Raw genomic sequence first — 17468 nt, forward strand, 5'->3', positions numbered from 1 at the left:
TGGTGCGCCTGAGTATACCCGATTGCTGTACTTTTAAGAGAGACTTACAAATGGATTAAGTTAAATCCGATTACCAGTCCGCGTAAGGGATCAGCGGCTGCGGCGGTAAGTCCATATCGCCCTGCCAGCCTGCAGCAGAGTAGCGTACATAAAGCAGTGCGTGGCTTGGGGTATAATCTTTTGCTTCCTGAATATCCACACCGAGGCCCACAAACCAGTTGGACGTGACCCGGCGCTCGATAATGGCCCGTGCGGTATAACCCGTGCCTGAGGAGCTGCTGCCGGTTTCCATTTCGCCTCTGTCGGTGTAGCGACCGGGCTCATCGGTCGGAATCAGTCCCTGAATGGGGTAGCGCATCACGTCGTTAGTTTTAGAATGAGACCATGACACCGATCCGCCCAGCTCCCAGGACCAGTTCTCGGTACGTTTACGCCAGGTGACAGGCAACGCGAAGGAGACATACTCCTGCGGGCTGTAATAACCGCCCTGACCCAGGGTATAACCGCTCAGATCTTTATCGTAGTGCCAGAGCATGTTGCTCACGCCGACGGTCAGACGCTCATTGTTTTTATTGATGAGCTTGTAGTAGTAACCGGTCATCCAGCGGACGCGCCAGTTATCTTCCACATTTTTACCCGTCAGCGTTTCCGCATTCAGGCTCGACCAGACGCCGTGCGCCTCACCTTTGTCATAACTGATGCTCGCGCCACCGCCGGTTGCGCGCACGCCGCCCCAGGTGGTGCCGGTGTTGGTATCTTTTTGCCCGGCAAAGGCGAGCAGAGAGCTGGAGATCGGGCGACGATGGGCGTTAACGGTATAACCGATTGGCCCCAGGTCGCTGCTGTAGCTTACACCACCGACCACGTCAACAACGTCAAAGCCCATCGGCGTGGTACCAATATCCCACGCCCAGGTTTTGTTCTGCCAGCCCACGGCAATACTCGCGCCATTTGCTGACTGATGCGTGTTGCCACTACACGGCGTTTCGGCACAAGTGCCCCATTTCGGATCGTAGGTACCGTTATCGGTGGAAAAGGACCCGGCATCCATATTGACCAAATCGCTACGCAGGAACATACGGCCATCCGCCAGTGGTGCATCCGCCTGTAACATGGTGGTATGCGCTTTAAGATCGGAATAGCCGCCGGTGCCGCTGGAGCCCCAGTAATCATGCTGCAGCGTGACGTTAACATCCTGCTGACGGTACAAATCACCGGCGTCGCTACGCACGCCGCGTTTCAGCCAGTCGTCTTTTTCGTCGTTACGCGTCAGGCGGGTAAAGCTGTCATTGTCAGCCGGACGTGTCGTCGTGACGCCTGACGACACCATCGCATCTTTATACGTTTCCAGTGCCTGCTGAGGCTGACCATTTTGCGTCTGGAAACGGGCGGCATCACGTAATACCAGCGCGTTTTCCATAGATGCAGGCTGTGATTTCGCCTGAGGAATAATCTTGCTGAACGTCTGCTCTGCGGCGGCGGAATCCCCAAGGCCTGCCTGCGCCATCGCGATCCGGCGCTGCATATTGAGCGACAGCGGCTCTCCGTTTTGCGCAGCAGGCAGTTTTGCCAGCGCGGCACGGGCTGCCTCTTTGTTGCCCTGGGCGCTATACACTTCGGTCAGACCGAGGATCGCATCTTCGTTCTGCGGTTCACGCTCCAGCACGGTGTTGTAAGCCGTTTTCGCGGCCTCCAGATCGCCACGCTGCTGCGCCCAGTCCGCAAGGGTTAAGTCGATACGGGTAGAGGACGGTTGCTGGCGAAGGAGGTTTTCCGCCTCCTGCTCTTTGCCGCTGTCGCGCAGTCGGTTTGCCGTTTCCAGCGTCTGGTTACTCTGCAGGCGGTCGGCAAGCTCCTTAATATTGGCGTTCCACTGGCTGCGCGGAAGCGTCTCCAGATGCGTGAGCGCGGCCCGGTCCTGATCGTTTCCGGAGAGATACAGCCCACTGGCATACACCTGTTCCGGATCGGACGGTTTCTGGCTGGCAAGCTGGCGCATCAGGGTATCCGCCTGGCTGCGCTGGCCCGCGCTATAGAGATCGCGCGACAGACGGTAGGTTATCCAGACGTCGCCCGGAGAGAGTGCCAGACGACGACGCTGAATTTCCGCCGCCTGAGCGTATTGGCCCTGGTTTTCCAGCTGTTCCGCCTGGGCTGACAGCTGCTCGTTGGTCAGGCTACGTTCAATGTCATCAATGCTTCGACGCTGGCTGGCAGAGAGCGACTGGATAAACTGCGAGGCCTTTTCCGGGGACTGCGCACGATAAACATTGGCAAGGCCACGAACGGCATTGCTGTTACCGCTGTCCATACGCAGCGCCTGACGGTAATAACGTTCCGCCGCAGCCGTGTCTTTACGCGCCGCTGCGGCATCTCCCAGCCCCAGCACCGCATAACTGTCGGTATTGTCGAGTGTACGCGCCTGCTGGTAATAACGTTCCGCCTGCGCCGTATTGTTCGCTTTCAGGGCGGTATCACCCTGCTGGATCAGCAGCCAGTAGCGGTTAACTTTCAGCAAACTGTCCCATTTACCGCGGTTATCGCTCTGCGGATCGAGGGCGATCGCCTTTTCAAACTGCGCCACCGCACGGGCGCGATCGCCTTTCTGAGAGTACGCCTGTCCAAGCGCGCCCACGGCTTCGCTGTCGGCATGATTTGCGCTGACCGCTTTTTGCAGATCCGCCACCGCCTTATCGCCCTGCCCGGCATCCACCGCCGCCAGCCCTTGTGCTTTCGCACGGAAGGTTGGATCGGCTAGCTGTTTTTGCTGCGTATCAAGTTGAGTACGCGCCGCCGCTACGCTGTCGCCGTCACTGAAGACGCTCAGGTATTTTTGCAGCGCGCTGACGCTGGCGTTGCTGACAGGCTGATCTTTGATCTGCTCATACCACATATCAGATGCCTGGCTGCGGCCATTGCTGGATTTGGCCATCTCCTGCAACACCGCAAAGCCTTCATCGCGACGACCGGTCTGGAACAGCAGCTGTGCCAGCGTGCCCTGCAGCTGCGTATTGCCCGGGCTGCTGGCGTTAATTTTCTTCAGCTGGTTAATGGCGACGCTACGGCGGGCAGGATCTTTCGCCACAACATTCCAGTATTCCGTCGCCACGTCACCGCCCGGCGGATTACCGTCAAAAAGCTTGTCATAGGCCGCAATGGCCTCCTGAGTATGACCCGTTGTAGCCAGTAACCGGGCCTGCTGTAACTGCTGACGGCCTTCAGGCGTAGAAAGCAGCATCGTATTGCGCGAGGACTGATACGCACTGGAGCCCGGCGCGATCCCTTTCAGACGATCCAGCTCTTTTTGCGCACCGGCGTTATCACCCTGACGAAGCAGGTAACGAAAGCGCGCCGCAATGACGTCGGGGTTGTTCGGGTCAATCAGCTCAAGGCGGTAGAGCGACTGACGAACCAAATCCTCACGCTGCGTCGATTCACCCAGCCGCACCTGTTGCAGCAGCTGTTGCTGCTGCGGGGAGTTAGCGGCCTGAGCCAACGGCATCAGTGCCAGGCTAAGCGATAAACTGAGAAGATTTACTGTGAAGTTGCGCATTCCTGGCCCCAGTCCGGTATTAATTCACCTTGAGCGGTGAAGCGAAAACGATGCTGATCCCATCCTTGCCCGAAGAGAGTCAGTACGTAGCTGTAATAGGCATTATTATCGGGAAAATTATCTGCAACGCGCTGGCGCTGTACCGCCTGCGCATCACGCTGCTGTAAAAAAGGCAGCATCGCAGCGGAAAAGCCGACCGGCCCCCTGCCCGCAGGCTTCCCGCTCGCCACATCCACTTTTTCCGGCGGTACACCGTGTTTCGTTGTCATTGTCGCCATCGGCCGGAAGCGCGTAAGCAACCGGGCTTTCTGGGCGTCTTTGTCACTCATCATTCCGACCCAGAGGTAGACGCGGATGGCGTCGTAGCCGCCCACCAGCGATTTATCCTGCTGCAAATGCCAGCCTCTGTTTTTCTGATACTGCACCCAGTCCGGCGAAAACCCCTTTGGCGCCGTTTCCAGCAACAAGCGCAGATTGGTTTCACGAAGGGTCGTCCACGGGGCACCAAAGCGCGTGAAATAGCTCGCTATCTGCGGGGGAAGATAGCTGAGGTTAAAGCGCCAGGCTTTCTCCTCGGCAAAACCGACCTTCCCGGGCAGCAGCATGGAGCCGAGTCCCGGTACTTTCACCACTTCCTCATGGGCAATGCGTTTAAGGAGCGCCTTACCCGTGCGGGTATAGTCCGGATGTTTCCACAGCCGACCCGCCTCAAGCAGTGACCAGGCAATCCAGACATCGGCATCCGAGGCGGAGTTGGTATCGATTATCGCCCAGTTGTCGTGGTCTTTCTGACCCCATAGCCAGGCGGGCAAATTATCGTTCAGATTGCCCCCGGCCAGGTTGTCGCGCGTCCACGTCAGCAATTGATCAAAGGCTTTGCGATCGTTCGCGGCCAGGGCAAAGAACAACGCATAGCTTTGCCCTTCCGACGTGGTGATTTTGCGCGTGTCGCTGGGATCAATGACACGCCCGCTCTCACTGATGTAATCCTTTTTAAACTGCTCCCAGGCAGGCCAGGTGCAGGCGGCGCGAAGAGGGATCGCCGCCAGCATCAACGCTGCTAACACACACCAGCGAAACGCTTTCATCACCTGTTACTCATCCGGGTTAAGGCGACGACGGCTGATGATACGCAGCAGACGCCACAGCACCCACGCCAGCAACACCACGCTGACGGCGGCCAGGATAGCCAGCAGAACCGGATGGTTAGCCAGCGCATACCACAGACGCTCGAACCACGGCAGATGGCCCACATAGTACACATCGCCCACGCGCAGGCTATTGACCCCAGACTCGCGGATCACCGCCACCGAACCATACATCGCGGCACGTTTGCCGCTGTCGTTCATCGCGCTGTTGAGTAACGCATACCCACGCGGGCTGTCCGCCAGGAGCGCCACTACGCTACGCTGCTCGTTGTAAGGTGACTGGAAGCCAACCACCGCGGCCATTGGTCCCTGAGACGTAACGGTTGTCTGCACGCTGGCCTGACGATCGTTGATATCCGGCATAATGCTCGGGAACTCGGTCTGACGCAGTGGCGTGTTAACCCAGGACTGCGCTGCTTTGACCAGCAGATCGATACGCTTGTCATCCTTCAGCTTATCCGGGATGTTACCGATCACCATGATGTCCGCGTCTTTGTTCTGGATCTGGCTACCATCGTCAGTCAACGTGACGTTAATTGCCGGTAATCCGGTCTGCGCACCCACGGACGCCATGGTGTCCAGCAGGGTCGTCACCTGGCCCTCATTTGGCGCTTTTGGCATGACGACAATGGATTCAGAGAGGTCGGCCATACGGCTGAACGGGAAGCTGGCATTAGCAAATGCACGCAGGTCCGGCATGGCAAGGAAGTGATAATACTTCGAGAAGTCGATGGTTGACTCATCCCCAATCACAACGTGGTTCTGTACTTGCTGGAAGGTGATGCAGTTATCCACCGAGCCGCCAGGCATCGGGTTCATGTACTGGAAATCAAAGCGCAGCTGGTTGATCGCCCCAAGCTTCAGCGCCGGAATAGAGACGTCCGTTTTCCCGTCCAGCAGCCCCTGCAACACCGGCAGACGGAGCATCAGTCGGTTAGTATCCTGCGTGCTTGTCAGACTGAAAGATTGCAGGAACTGGTTGTTCAGGCTGATATCCATGCGTGAACTGTCTTTGGTTGCCGGCGCGGTGTAACGGTAGCTCAGATTGATATCAATACCGTTGGTGCGCAGCAGGTACAGGTCTGGCGGCAGATTCAGTGACAGACTAATCGGGGCTGGCTCAAGCCCCGTCGCCTGCAGCTGTTCTTCATACGTTTTCAATTCGCCAAACGTGACGGCACGGTCAGTACGCACCCAGTTTGGTGCATCATAAGGTTTACGCGGCAGCAGCGGTTTAACCTCATCCACCACCACGCTGTTTCCACGGAACAGAACGTTACCCTGGGCAATGCCCTTGGCCGCCTGCACCAGGTCTTTATCATCACGCCCGAAGACCACCAGCAGCTTCACGTACGGGTTATCCGGGTGGCTCATCATCTCAATGGTCGGCGCTTTTACGTCCGGGTGATCGCGCAGGAAGGCAGGACGTTTCGCGTTGGTCGCAAACACGATCGCGTTTCTGTCCGGCATTTTGTCGTACATCACCGGGAAGTTCTGCCCGCGCCAGCCGGAACGTGAACCAAACCACGATGCCACAATGGTGGCCGCCAGCTGCTCGGTGACGTCCGGAGACGCCGCAAACACCATTGGCAGCACTAACTGACGATTATCACGCGGATCAAAGAACGGAACCGGGAACGACGAGAGGTCGTTTTTCAGCGCCAGCGACTGGTAGGTCATCTGCAGCGAAGAGTTGCGTCCTACGTCTACCCACAGGGTATTGCTGGCAGGGTTCTCACAGACGTCACGGTAGTGACCGACAAACTCAAGACGTATGCGGTTAAAGTCGGTGATGAAAAGGGGGTTAATTGGCACCTGGGCCTGTGTTTTCTTACCCAGTTGCTCTTTCGTGACGGGCAGGACGTCCATCAGCTCATCATTCAGGTAAACCTTCAGCTGAGACTGTACCGGCAACAGCGACGGTGATGGCGTGTATTCAAGGTTCAGCATGGCGTGAGAGACAACCTCATCGCTGCGCATACCGAACTCAATGCCGCCGTTAGGGTTAATACCGCGCAGCACCATGCTGCCCGGCGGCGGCGCAATCTGCGCAAAGCTCAGCTTCACGTCCCGTGACGGGGCATCTTCCGCGACAATAGGCGCGTTTGCTCCCTGTACGCCCGGCATCACCTGACCGACGACATTGCTGTCTGCCGGCAGGGTGTTGCCGTCCGTAGGCTGGTTCGGAATGACGTTTTCCGTTTGACCGGGTGCCGCGGTGATAACCGGATCGGTCGCCTGGGCGACCACAGGTACCGTCGGAGCAGGCGTTGCCGCTGCGTTATCGGGTGCTGCGTTAGCCATCGTTGTGGGGAGCGCACTTACCCCCATTGCCACTGCACATAACCAGGAAAGTTTAGTTTTCATCGCGTTATCATCATTGTTGAGCCATAACCGGGTCCGCCTGCTTCGCCTCATCCCGCTCGGGACGACGAGGAACGAACGATACGATCCAGGAAACCAGCGAAGTAAGGGACCGGAAAATTAATTTCACCGACGACGGGGCAAATTCTGCAAGGTGACGATAGCCACGGAACCCCAGCTTCAGAATATCCAGCAGGCTTTCCAGAGGTTTATCTTCCGGGAAGCTGTCCTGCCAGAGAGCCCACGTGTCCGCGCGGGCAAACGTACACTGCACAAAATCAATATGTTGCTTTTTCGTCAGCGGCATCAGCTGCAGACCGACTTCATTACCGGCTACACGCACCACCTGCGTCGGGAAGACGTACTCCTGCTGGCCGCGCTTCAGCAGCAGGTTAACCTTCTGCCCTTCCAGCACCTTCGCCTGACCGTTGATTTTTATCCCCAGACCACCGTCTGAGAAGTCGTGCACGGTACAGGAGAAGAGGTGACCATCTTCACGGGCGATTGCCGCAGGCATGCAGATTTCCACGCGATGCGCACGGCGGACCTGTTTGCTCTCCACCGACACCGCAACCGCGCCGCCGAGGATAATCAGGTTGTAGAACACCCATGCCATACTCACGAACACGGTCAGGATCTCGTTTTCCGGGCCGTAGAAGTAGCGCCAGATACCGGCAATCACGCCCACGATATTCAGCAACACCAGGAAGATGTACGGCCGGGAGATGACCCAGTCGACATACTCCTCTTCCACCAGACCGCCCTTCGCGGTGACGTTGAATTTACCTTTGTGCGGGTTGATCAGCGCCACCATCGTCGGCGGCGCGATGTACCAGGCCAGCACCGTTTCGTAGATTTCACTCCAGAACGAATGGCGGTATTTACCCTGAATCTTCGAGTTCGTCAGGCTCGCGTGAATCATGTGCGGCAGAACGAACAGCGCAATCATCAGCGCAGGCGCGTAGATGATATAGGCGTGAAGAAGCAGGAACGCCAGCGGCGCGGTCAGGAAGATGAGGCGCGGGATACCGGACAGGAAGTGGAACATGGCGTTGACGTAGCACAGACGCTGCGCGAGTTTCAGCCCTTTCCCAATCAGGGGGTTATCGAGACGGAAAATCTGCACCATGCCGCGCGCCCAGCGAATACGCTGGCCGATGTGCGCCGAGAGAGATTCCGTTGCCAGACCCGCGGCCTGCGGAATACGCATATACGCGGAGGTGTAGCCCCGACGGTGCAGGCGCAGCGAGGTATGCGCATCTTCGGTGACCGTTTCGACGGCAATGCCACCGATCTCATCCAGCGGTTTACGACGGATAACCGCACAGGAACCGCAGAAGAAGGTCGCATCCCACATGTCGTTCCCGTCCTGCACCAGGCCATAGAACAGCGTGCCTTCGTTAGGGGTTTTACGGAAACGGCCAAGGTTACGTTCAAACGGATCTGGCGAGAAGAAGTGGTGCGGCGTCTGCATCATCGCCAGCTCTTTCTCCTTCAGGAACCAGCCCATCGTCATCTGCAGGAACGAGCGCGTCGGCACGTGGTCGCAGTCAAAGATTGAGACAAACTCACCTTTGGCATACTTGAGGGCGTTGTTGATGTTCCCGGCCTTGGCGTGTTCATGCGTGGTACGGGCGATGTACTCGACACCCACCTCTTCCGCGAACTGGCGGAACGCCGGGCGGCCGCCGTCATCCAGGACCCAGATTTTGAGTTTATCTTTCGGCCAGTCGATACCCAGCGCGGCGTAAATCGTGTTTTTTACCACGCTCAGGTCTTCGTTGTAGGTCGGCACGAAGAGATCGACAGACGGCCATTGTGACGTGTCTTTTGGCAGCGGAACCGGCTGACGGTTGAGCGGCCAGATGACCTGGAAATACCCCAGCACCAGTACAACCCAGGCGTACGTTTCCGCAAACAGCAGAACCAGACCGCACACCAGGCTGACCGGGTCATCCCAGTTGAGCGTTGAGGTGTAACGCCACCAGATGTAGCGACAGGAGACGGTCAGTGACAGCACTATCAGCATCAGGGCGGAGAAGCGTCCCGGGATACGGCGCACCAGCAATGCCACGCCCCACAGCAGGATCAGGAAGGTGAACTGCGCCAGGGGGTTAAAGGGTTGCGTAATACAGACCAGGGCCAGAATGAGCGAGAAAACGACGATTACGCCGAGTATAAAACGCCGCAAGCCCGGGTGCAGATGCCCGAGCTCTTTATGGTTATCCAGATGGCTGGTCTTATCACCCACGCGGTCAGGCAAACTGTCCAGCCACTGGTGATAGCGCTCACGTAAATGTTGCACGCGGGAGAAGCTGCGCCAGCGCGGCGCTTTGTTTTCTGAGCGGGACGACGTGGCCACCAGCCAGACAGCCTGAATGATATAACGCGCCGGATCCAACGGTCGCGGGCGGTCGGGATGAATATGCGGATATAACTCACTGTGCTGCGCACGAATGCGCTGCCAGCGCGGGTGTTCGAGGGGAATGAACGTCCAGGCCAGAATCATCCAGAAGCAGCCGAGCGCGGCGCTGAATGCCGAAGCTCCGTGCCGGCGAAAATGCCGGTAATGTTCGCTCAGACGCGAACTGACCGGCGGGATGAGTAACCAGCTGGCGAGACGGCTCATACAGAACTCCCTGCAGGCTCTGCCCCTTTGGCAAAGTGCAGCAGACACCAGTTCGCCAGCGTCAGGATCTCTTCTGCCGCCAGGGAATCGCTGCGGTATTCACCGAGTGGCTGTTTGGAGGCAAGGCATTCCGCCATGCCCTCATCACGATGGATAACAATCGGCAGCAGACGGCGCTGGCTTTGCAGCCAAACCTGATACAGATCGTCCTGGATCTGGCTGCCAATGCGTAAATCGTTAATCAGGATATGACCATTTTCAGGCAACCCTTGCTGATGCAGACGGATATGGCAATTCGCGTCGACGTTCACAATCGACAGCACGCGATCGCACTGCGCCATAAACTGTCGGGTCAGCGTGCCGGCGCCGTGCGGCAGATCCAGAAGGATCCACTTATAATGGCCTTTTTCTTTCAGCTCCTGCAGCGCGACGGTGAACTGGGAAAACAGACGCTGATAGGCAGCTTCATTTTCACGCTCGGTAGTGGTCAATTGGCCAAAGGGCAGTACATCAAGCTGCGAGGTATAACGCATACCCGCATCGCGCCAGTCTTTATCATCAAGCAGCGCGCGAGCCCAACCCTCTGTACGCGTAAAGTCGACATTAAACGACATGCGCAGCAAATTATCGGCACAGGCGTCAATCACCAATACCGATTCACCTAAAAGCTGTAATGACCACGCCAGCGCCGCGGTAACGGATGTTGTACCTACTCCACCACGGACGCCCTGTAATCCTAGTATGGCCATCAATGGCTCCCTTATTGTTGTTGGGCAAATTCAGCTAATAGCGGCCAACGTTTAATAGCCGCGGCCAACTGTTCCCGCTGGGAAATGTCGGTGTAATCTATTTCAGGTAATGAAAACGCCTGCGTCAGCGCCAGAAAGTCGTTCTGGAATGTGTAACCCAGGGTTGAGTCGACTGGGGTGCCGGGTTCGTTATTATCCATTCTATTCCATCCCTTTGAGTAAAATCGCACAATCAGAAGTAGCGAGGCTTCCTGCCCTATCAAATTTCATTTACATGCTAAATCTGATGTTCTTTAATTTCAATGTTAGGTTTATTTCTACGCTTTCGCTAGTAAACTGAGATACAGAGAAATTAAACGAAAAGAGGGACACCGTGGACTCCATATTTTCTATTGGCATCCAGTCATTATGGGACGAATTGAGCCACATGCCAGTCGGAGGAGTCTGGTGGATTAATACGGATCGTAATGAAGATGCTATCAGTCTGGTAAACAAGACAATTGCCGCTCAGGGCAAGGATTCCCGCGTGGCCGTCGTGAGCATGGGCGAAGAGCCAAAGAAAATTATCACCCTTGAAAACGATCGCGGTCCGCAGACGGTGCGATTATTTTCCATGCCTGCGGAGGCCGATAGTCTATACTTTTTGTCCCGCGACATTCAGTGCTCTATTGATCCGGATCACTATCTGGTGATTCTGAAATGCTCAAATAACGCCCTGCAAAATATCCCTGCTGAAAAACTACTGCCCTGGCTGGAAAAAATCAATAAATGGGCAAAATTTCAAAATTGCACGCTATTGATAGTCAATCCTGGCAGTAATAACGACAAACTGTTTTCCCTTTTAATGGGCGAATATCGTTCCCTGTTTGGTCTGGCGAGTCTTCGGAACCAGGCAGACAGCTATCTCTACGATATTGCGTTCTGGTGTAATGAAAAAGGCGTAAGCGCCAGACAACAGCTCACCCTTAAACATATTGAGGGCGAATGGCACCTGGCGCAGCAGGAAGAAACCGTGGTGCAACCGCGCAGCGATGAAAAACGAATCCTGAGCCATATTGCCGTTTTAGAGGGGGCACCTGCGCTCTCGGAAAATTGGTCGTTGTTTGATTCTAACGAAGCGCTTTTTAATGAAGCTCGCACAACCCAGGCGGCAACCATTGTTTTTTCGCTCATGCAAAATAACCAGATTGAAACGCTGGCGCGACAGATCCACACCTTACGTCGCCAGCGCGGAAGCGCCTTAAAAATAGTGGTGCGCGAAAATAACACCAGCCTTCGCGCCACGGATGAGCGCCTGCTTCTGGGCTGCGGTGCCAATATGGTGATTCCGTGGAATGCGCCGTTATCACGCTGCCTGACGCTTCTCGAAAGCGTTCAGGGTCAGCAGTTCAACCGTCACGTACCGGAAGATATCTCCACCCTGCTCTCAATGACGCAGCCGATGAAGCTGCGCGGATACCAGAAATGGGATACTTTCTGCGACGCCGTCGGCAACATGATGAGCAACACGCTGCTTCCTGCAGACGGGAAAGGGGTGATGGTTGCCCTGCGCCCGGTACCGGGTATCCGCGTTGAACAGGCGCTCACCTTGTGCCGCCCGAACCGCACAGGAGACATCATGACCATCGGCGACAACCGCCTGGTGCTGTTCTTGTCTTTCTGCCGGATAAACGATCTTGATACCGCCCTTAACCATATCTTCCCCCTGCCAACCGGGGATATTTTCTCGAACCGTATGATCTGGTTCGAAGATAATTCTATCAGTGCAGAGCTGGTGCAGATGCGCGCCCTCGAGCCTGAACAATGGGCGAAACCGCTCGCCGTGAAGAGCGATGCCAAACCGATTCTCAACGCCCGACATGACGGACACGTCTGGCGGCGAATACCGGAACCCCTTCGCCTGTTAACTGAGAATGGGGAGAACGCACCATCATGAATATCAGCGATATCATTCAACTGGTCGTATTCTGTGCGCTGATCTTTTTCCCGCTTGGCTACTATGCACGCCATTCCATACGCCGTATCCGCGATACGGCCAGAGTGCTGTTTGTAAAACCTCGCTATGTAAAACCAGCCGGAACACTGACACGGGCATCACACGTCAAGGCAGACCGAAAACATGACTAATTCTACCTATACCGCTTCGTCACCATCGCCGCTCTGGCAATACTGGCGCGGCCTTTCCGGCTGGAACTTCTACTTTCTGGTGAAGTTTGGTCTGCTGTGGGCAGGCTATCTGAATTTCCATCCCCTGCTCAACCTGGTGTTTATGGCTTTCCTGCTGATGCCTTTGCCCAATATCAGGCTGCATCGCTTGCGTCACTGGATTGCTATCCCTGTCGGCTTTGCTCTGTTCTGGCATGACACCTGGCTGCCGGGACCGGACAGCATTATGAGTCAGGGTTCGCAGGTGGCAGGGTTTAGCGCCAGCTATGTCCTTGACCTGACCGAGCGCTTTATTAACTGGCAAATGATAGGTGCCGTCTTTGTGCTGCTGGTGGCCTGGCTGTTCCTGTCACAATGGATCCGTGTCACGGTATTTGTCGTCGCCATTATGATCTGGCTGAACGTGCTGACGCTTGCAGGTCCAGACTTCTCCCTGTGGCCCGCGGGTCAACCCACGACAACGGTGACCACTACCGGGGGAAGTGCAGCGGCAACCGTCACGACGGCAGGTGATACGCCTGTGGTCGGCGATATCCCGACGCAGACCGCACCGCCGACGTCCACTAACCTGAACGCCTGGCTCTCCAGCTTCTATACCGCGGAAGATAAACGTCAGACCAAATTCCCGGAAGCCCTGCCGGCGGATGCTCAGCCGTTTGAGCTGCTGGTGATCAACATCTGTTCACTCTCCTGGGCTGACGTCGATGCCGCGGGTTTGATGTCTCACCCGCTGTGGTCCCATTTCGATATCCAGTTTAAAGACTTTAACTCTGCCACCTCGTACAGCGGCCCGGCGGCAATTCGCCTGCTTCGTGCAAGCTGCGGTCAGACATCGCATAAGAACCTGTATCAACCCGCCGGCAACCAGTGTTATCTGTTCGATAACCTCTCAAAACTGGGCTTCACGCAGCATCTGATGCTGGGACATAACGGCCAGTTCGGTAACTTCCTGAAAGAGGTGCGCGAACAGGGTGGTATGCAGGCACAGCTGATGGATCAAACCGGACTGCCGGTCACTCTGCTGGGCTTTGACGGTTCACCTGTTTATGACGATACCGCCGTGCTGCAACGCTGGCTGAAGACCATCGAAAAAGACAGTAATCCGCGCAGTGCAACGTTCTACAACACGCTGCCGCTTCACGATGGTAACCACTTCCCTGGCGTGAGCAAAACGGCCGATTATAAAGTTCGTGCGCAGAAATTCTTCGATGAACTGGACGCGTTCTTTACGGAGCTGGATAAATCGGGCCGTAAAGTGATGGTGGTTGTGGTACCTGAACACGGCGCCGCGCTGAAAGGCGACAGAATGCAGGTGTCAGGTCTGCGTGATATCCCTAGCCCGTCTATTACCAACGTACCGGCAGGCATTAAATTCTTTGGTATGAAGGCACCTCATCAGGGCGCACCGATTGAGATCGCTCAGCCAACCAGCTATCTGGCCATTTCAGAACTGGTTGCCCGCGCGGTTGACGGCAAACTGTTTGTGGAAGACAGCGTGAACTGGGATCAGCTCACCAGTAACCTGCCGCAAACTGCCGAAGTCTCTGAGAACGCGAACGCGGTCGTGATTCAGTATCAGAACAAACCGTACGTTCGACTGAACGGTGGAGACTGGGTACCTTATCCGCAGTAAACCGCATTTCCCTCTCCCCCCAGGGGAGAGGGCTCACCCGTTCCGTTATGGCTGCTCAGCAAGCCATACAAGCATTTTCAGGCTTGCGGAGTAGTAATCATCCTTTGCAGTGATCTCGGGTTCTCCGGATGGCTGTCCCATCGTTAAATCACGTACCGCCAGCAGCCCCCCTTCCATCATGTAAGGCGCATATTCATTGGTCGTCACGTTTACCCATGCGGGAGTTTGTTCACGGGGGAACTGACCGAACCAGGCTCGCCACGGCGTTAACAGCGGGCTCTTCTTATCAGACCAGGCCAGGTAAAGTGGAATGCGGATCGCGTCGTAGCTCATCCGTGGCGGCCAGGCTTTGGCCGGGGACAGCGTGCCCGTAGAGCCCAGTGAGACCCAGTCCGTGGGAAGTCTGGCTTTACCCGATCCCATTTTTGCCAGCAAGCGATGGCCATCCTGAATCAACTTGCCCCAGACCGGCGAATGGCTGCGGCTGGCAAAGGCCTGCCAGGCCGGGAAGACGAAATAAGAGGGGTTAAGCACGGTCTCACCGTCGAGGGTAAACCCCTGGACGCCGGGCAGCATCACGCGGTAACCCGCATAACGGGTCACGGTGTGGCTAATGAGTGCTTTCGTTATCGCATCCGATGCGGCGCTGTACTGTTTGTCATGCCAGCGCGTATCCGCTTTCAACAGCGCCCAGGCAATAAGGACATCGCCATCGGCGGCGTTATTTTTGTCGGCAATCGGGTTGGACTCGGCAGGGTTATAACGCCAGTAAAATAGACCATTTTCTTTGTTCTTTAGCGTACCGTCAGTCCATTTCCACAGCTTATCAAACGTGGCTTTATCGTCGTTAGCCACCGCCATCAGCATGGCGAAGCCCTGGCCTTCAGTATGCGAAACATTGCCGTTGCCGGTATCGACAATCCGCCCTTCAGGCGTAAAGAAGCGTGCTTTGTAACTCTCCCAGGCCTGGCCCGCCTGAGAGAGTGGGGAGAACAGTAAACTCATCATGACGGCCAGAGCGGCGCATGCGGGTTTTCGCATAATGGGTTATTCCGCGCTGCGCAGTGAAATCTCACCGCCCACCCAGGGTTTGATCACGCCATCCTGCTCCAAGAGCAACGCGCCCTGTGCGTCGATGCCGCGGGAAATACCGTAGATCTCTTTATCACCAATCAGCAATTTCACCGGACGGTTAATAAAGTTATCCAGCTTTTCCCAACGGGACAGGAAGGATGCCAGCCCCTCTTGTTCAAAGAGCGAAAGCGAACTGCGTAATTCTTTAATCATACGCACGGCAAGGGTGTTGCGATCGATGGTGATCCCCGCTTCCTGCAGGTTGGTCCACGCCTGATTCACCACGTCATTTTGTACATTGCGCATCACCATATTGAGGCCTGCACCAATGACAATTTGCGCCGCGTCGCCTGTTTTACCCGTTAATTCAACGAGAATACCGGCAAGTTTACGATCGTTCAGATAAAGATCGTTTGGCCATTTCACCCGCACCTTATCAGCGCCCAGATCGTGCAGCACTTCCGCCATCACAATCCCGATGACCAGACTCAGGCCAACAGCAGCAGCGGGCCCCTGCTCCAGACGCCAGTACATGGAGAGATAGAGGTTGGCACCAAATGGCGAAAACCACTTGCGGCCTCGACGGCCACGCCCGGCCTGCTGGTACTCGGCTACACAGGCATCCCCGGAAGATAATTCGCTGAGTCGATCCATAAGGTACTGGTTGGTCGAATCGATCACCGGCAAGACCGCAACATTGCCCTGCTCTACCTGGCTGCGGATCAGCTCTTCATTCAGCAGCTGAATCGGCTCCGGCAGGCTGTAGCCTTTTCCGGGTACCGTAAAGACATCGACACCCCAGTCGCGGAGGGTCTGGATATGCTTGTTAATGGCGGCACGGCTCATGCCAAAGTGTTCACCCAGCTGCTCGCCGGAATGGAATTCACCGTCGGCAAGAATGCTTATCAGGGTTAAAGGGATAGTATTGTCCTTCACGCGATAACCTCCACGGCATTCACTTCACCCGTACGGCCAATGAAGCGGACCTCTGGCTCCAGCCAGACGTTAAATTTTTCGCCCACTTGCTGACGGACGTGATGGGCCAACTGGACAACATCCTCGCTGGTCGCATCGTTTTGATTAATCAGCACCAGAGCCTGCTGGCGATGAACGGCCGCACCGCCCACGGAGGCGCCTTTTAACTGGCATTGATCGATAAGCCAGCCCGCGGCCAGCTTCACGCTACCATCCGCCTGTGGGTAATGGGGCGCGGCAGGCCAACCTGCAAGAAACGCTTGTGCGTTTTCGCTGCTGATAACCGGGTTTTTGAAGAAACTTCCCGCATTTCCATTCACTTTAGGATCAGGAAGTTTGGTCGTGCGCATATGGCACACCGAGTCAAAAACATCACGGGCAGTCGCCGTTTCGGGATCGAGACGCGTTAAATCACCGTAGGTCAGCACCGGCTGCCAGTTTTTTGACAGACGCAGGCCTACGGCGACAATCACGTAGCGATCCTGATATTCATGCTTGAAAATACTGTCACGGTAGCCAAAACGGCACTGTTCAGCGGTTAAACGCTGAGCCGCGCCGGTCGCCAGCTCAATACAATCGACGTATTCACAAACGTGTTTCAGTTCGATGCCATAGGCACCGATATTTTGAATGGGGGATGATCCGGCGCAGCCAGGGATAAGGGCAAGGTTTTCCAGTCCTGGCATCCCTTTGTCCAGGGTGTATTGCACCAGATGATGCCAGTTTTCACCGGCGCCAACGTGCAGATGCCAGCTATCGGCGCGCTCTTCCACATCAATTCCCATGATGCGGTTAACGATCACCGTTCCCGCAAAATCATCGAGAAACAGGACATTACTTCCTTCGCCCAGAATCAGTACAGGTTCGTCTTGTTCTGTTGCGCTTTGCCAGGCATCCAGCAGCTGCTGTGCAGTATCGGCACGTACAATTTTATTAGCATTACGTTGAATGCCAAAGGTATTCCAGGGCTTAAGGGAGTGATTCATAGACGCTATCCTGAGACAAAAACCGGGATAGTTTACCGTATATACGGGGGGATAGGTGATTAGTTTAGAGCAACGAGGAAGGGATAAAAACGCAAAAAGGCCATCCTTTCGGATGGCCTCTTCACTTATTTGATGCCTGGCAGTTCCCTACTCTCACATGGGGAGACCCCACACTACCATCGGCGCTACGG

At 55.9% G+C, this 17468-nt stretch carries 12 protein-coding genes; 3 read left to right on the forward strand and 9 right to left on the reverse strand.

The window, feature by feature from the left end:
• Positions 1 to 70: 70 nt before the first annotated feature.
• From bcsC to bcsR, 6 genes are read right to left on the reverse strand one after another with little or no spacing between them, the layout of a single operon-like run.
• The gene (gene bcsC, locus QLG09_RS03835) at positions 71 to 3553 is read right to left on the reverse strand and encodes a cellulose synthase complex outer membrane protein BcsC (RefSeq protein ID WP_282488740.1); all 3483 of its coding nucleotides are present in this window, start codon (positions 3551 to 3553) and stop codon (positions 71 to 73) included.
• On the reverse strand, positions 3535 to 4641 hold the full coding sequence (gene bcsZ, locus QLG09_RS03840; protein WP_282488742.1) for a cellulose synthase complex periplasmic endoglucanase BcsZ: 1107 nt from the start codon (positions 4639 to 4641) through the stop codon (positions 3535 to 3537). Before bcsZ ends, bcsC begins: the two co-directional genes overlap by 19 nt.
• Positions 4642 to 4647: 6 nt before the next feature.
• Positions 4648 to 7068 (reverse strand): cellulose biosynthesis cyclic di-GMP-binding regulatory protein BcsB, encoded by a 2421-nt coding sequence (gene bcsB, locus QLG09_RS03845; RefSeq protein ID WP_032670490.1) that lies wholly within the window; start codon positions 7066 to 7068, stop codon positions 4648 to 4650.
• 10 nt (positions 7069 to 7078) lie between these two features.
• A complete protein-coding gene (bcsA, locus tag QLG09_RS03850) occupies positions 7079 to 9694 on the reverse strand; it encodes a UDP-forming cellulose synthase catalytic subunit (protein WP_025202799.1) in 2616 nt (871 codons plus the stop codon).
• Positions 9691 to 10443 (reverse strand): cellulose biosynthesis protein BcsQ, encoded by a 753-nt coding sequence (gene bcsQ / locus QLG09_RS03855; protein ID WP_049021713.1) that lies wholly within the window; start codon positions 10441 to 10443, stop codon positions 9691 to 9693. Before bcsQ ends, bcsA begins: the two co-directional genes overlap by 4 nt.
• Positions 10444 to 10454: 11 nt before the next feature.
• Positions 10455 to 10643, reverse strand: coding sequence for a cellulose biosynthesis protein BcsR (gene bcsR / locus QLG09_RS03860; RefSeq protein ID WP_020884481.1), 189 nt, complete (start codon positions 10641 to 10643; stop codon positions 10455 to 10457).
• Between the two features lie 173 nt (positions 10644 to 10816).
• Between bcsR and bcsE the strand changes: the two genes are divergently transcribed.
• From bcsE to bcsG, 3 genes are read left to right on the forward strand one after another with little or no spacing between them, the layout of a single operon-like run.
• The gene (bcsE, locus tag QLG09_RS03865; protein WP_282488741.1) at positions 10817 to 12379 is read left to right on the forward strand and encodes a cellulose biosynthesis c-di-GMP-binding protein BcsE; all 1563 of its coding nucleotides are present in this window, start codon (positions 10817 to 10819) and stop codon (positions 12377 to 12379) included.
• Positions 12373 to 12570, forward strand: coding sequence for a cellulose biosynthesis protein BcsF (gene bcsF, locus QLG09_RS03870; RefSeq protein WP_025202797.1), 198 nt, complete (start codon positions 12373 to 12375; stop codon positions 12568 to 12570). The genes bcsE and bcsF overlap by 7 nt, the downstream gene beginning before the upstream one ends.
• Positions 12563 to 14242, forward strand: a complete 1680-nt coding sequence (gene bcsG, locus QLG09_RS03875; protein ID WP_020884479.1) for a cellulose biosynthesis protein BcsG — start codon at positions 12563 to 12565, stop codon at positions 14240 to 14242. Before bcsF ends, bcsG begins: the two co-directional genes overlap by 8 nt.
• 45 nt (positions 14243 to 14287) lie before the next feature.
• Here the strand turns inward: bcsG and QLG09_RS03880 are convergent, their stop codons facing one another.
• Genes QLG09_RS03880 through murB form a run of 3 tightly spaced genes read right to left on the reverse strand, consistent with a single transcriptional unit; the run spans position 14288 to position 17277 of the window.
• On the reverse strand, positions 14288 to 15283 hold the full coding sequence (locus QLG09_RS03880) for a glycosyl hydrolase family 8 (RefSeq protein WP_049021697.1): 996 nt from the start codon (positions 15281 to 15283) through the stop codon (positions 14288 to 14290).
• 6 nt (positions 15284 to 15289) lie between these two features.
• On the reverse strand, positions 15290 to 16252 hold the full coding sequence (gene birA, locus QLG09_RS03885; RefSeq protein ID WP_049021687.1) for a bifunctional biotin--[acetyl-CoA-carboxylase] ligase/biotin operon repressor BirA: 963 nt from the start codon (positions 16250 to 16252) through the stop codon (positions 15290 to 15292).
• Positions 16249 to 17277, reverse strand: coding sequence for a UDP-N-acetylmuramate dehydrogenase (murB, locus tag QLG09_RS03890; RefSeq protein WP_044868115.1), 1029 nt, complete (start codon positions 17275 to 17277; stop codon positions 16249 to 16251). Before murB ends, birA begins: the two co-directional genes overlap by 4 nt.
• Positions 17278 to 17468 lie beyond the last annotated feature (191 nt).

This window comes from Enterobacter sp. V89_11 (assembly GCF_029967775.1).
Taxonomy (GTDB): Bacteria; Pseudomonadota; Gammaproteobacteria; order Enterobacterales; family Enterobacteriaceae; genus Enterobacter; species Enterobacter ludwigii.

What these genes read in the sequence shown, in the direction of transcription:
- bcsB (WP_032670490.1), bottom strand. Translation starts at nt 7,068, where the DNA reads ATGAAAACTAAACTTTCCTGGTTATGTGCAGTGGCAATGGGGGTAAGT.
- murB (WP_044868115.1), bottom strand. Translation starts at nt 17,277, where the DNA reads ATGAATCACTCCCTTAAGCCCTGGAATACCTTTGGCATTCAACGTAAT.
- bcsQ (WP_049021713.1), bottom strand. Translation starts at nt 10,443, where the DNA reads ATGGCCATACTAGGATTACAGGGCGTCCGTGGTGGAGTAGGTACAACA.
- bcsR (WP_020884481.1), bottom strand. Translation starts at nt 10,643, where the DNA reads ATGGATAATAACGAACCCGGCACCCCAGTCGACTCAACCCTGGGTTAC.
- bcsC (WP_282488740.1), bottom strand. Translation starts at nt 3,553, where the DNA reads ATGCGCAACTTCACAGTAAATCTTCTCAGTTTATCGCTTAGCCTGGCA.
- bcsG (WP_020884479.1), top strand. Translation starts at nt 12,563, where the DNA reads ATGACTAATTCTACCTATACCGCTTCGTCACCATCGCCGCTCTGGCAA.
- bcsZ (WP_282488742.1), bottom strand. Translation starts at nt 4,641, where the DNA reads ATGAAAGCGTTTCGCTGGTGTGTGTTAGCAGCGTTGATGCTGGCGGCG.
- QLG09_RS03880 (WP_049021697.1), bottom strand. Translation starts at nt 15,283, where the DNA reads ATGCGAAAACCCGCATGCGCCGCTCTGGCCGTCATGATGAGTTTACTG.
- bcsA (WP_025202799.1), bottom strand. Translation starts at nt 9,694, where the DNA reads ATGAGCCGTCTCGCCAGCTGGTTACTCATCCCGCCGGTCAGTTCGCGT.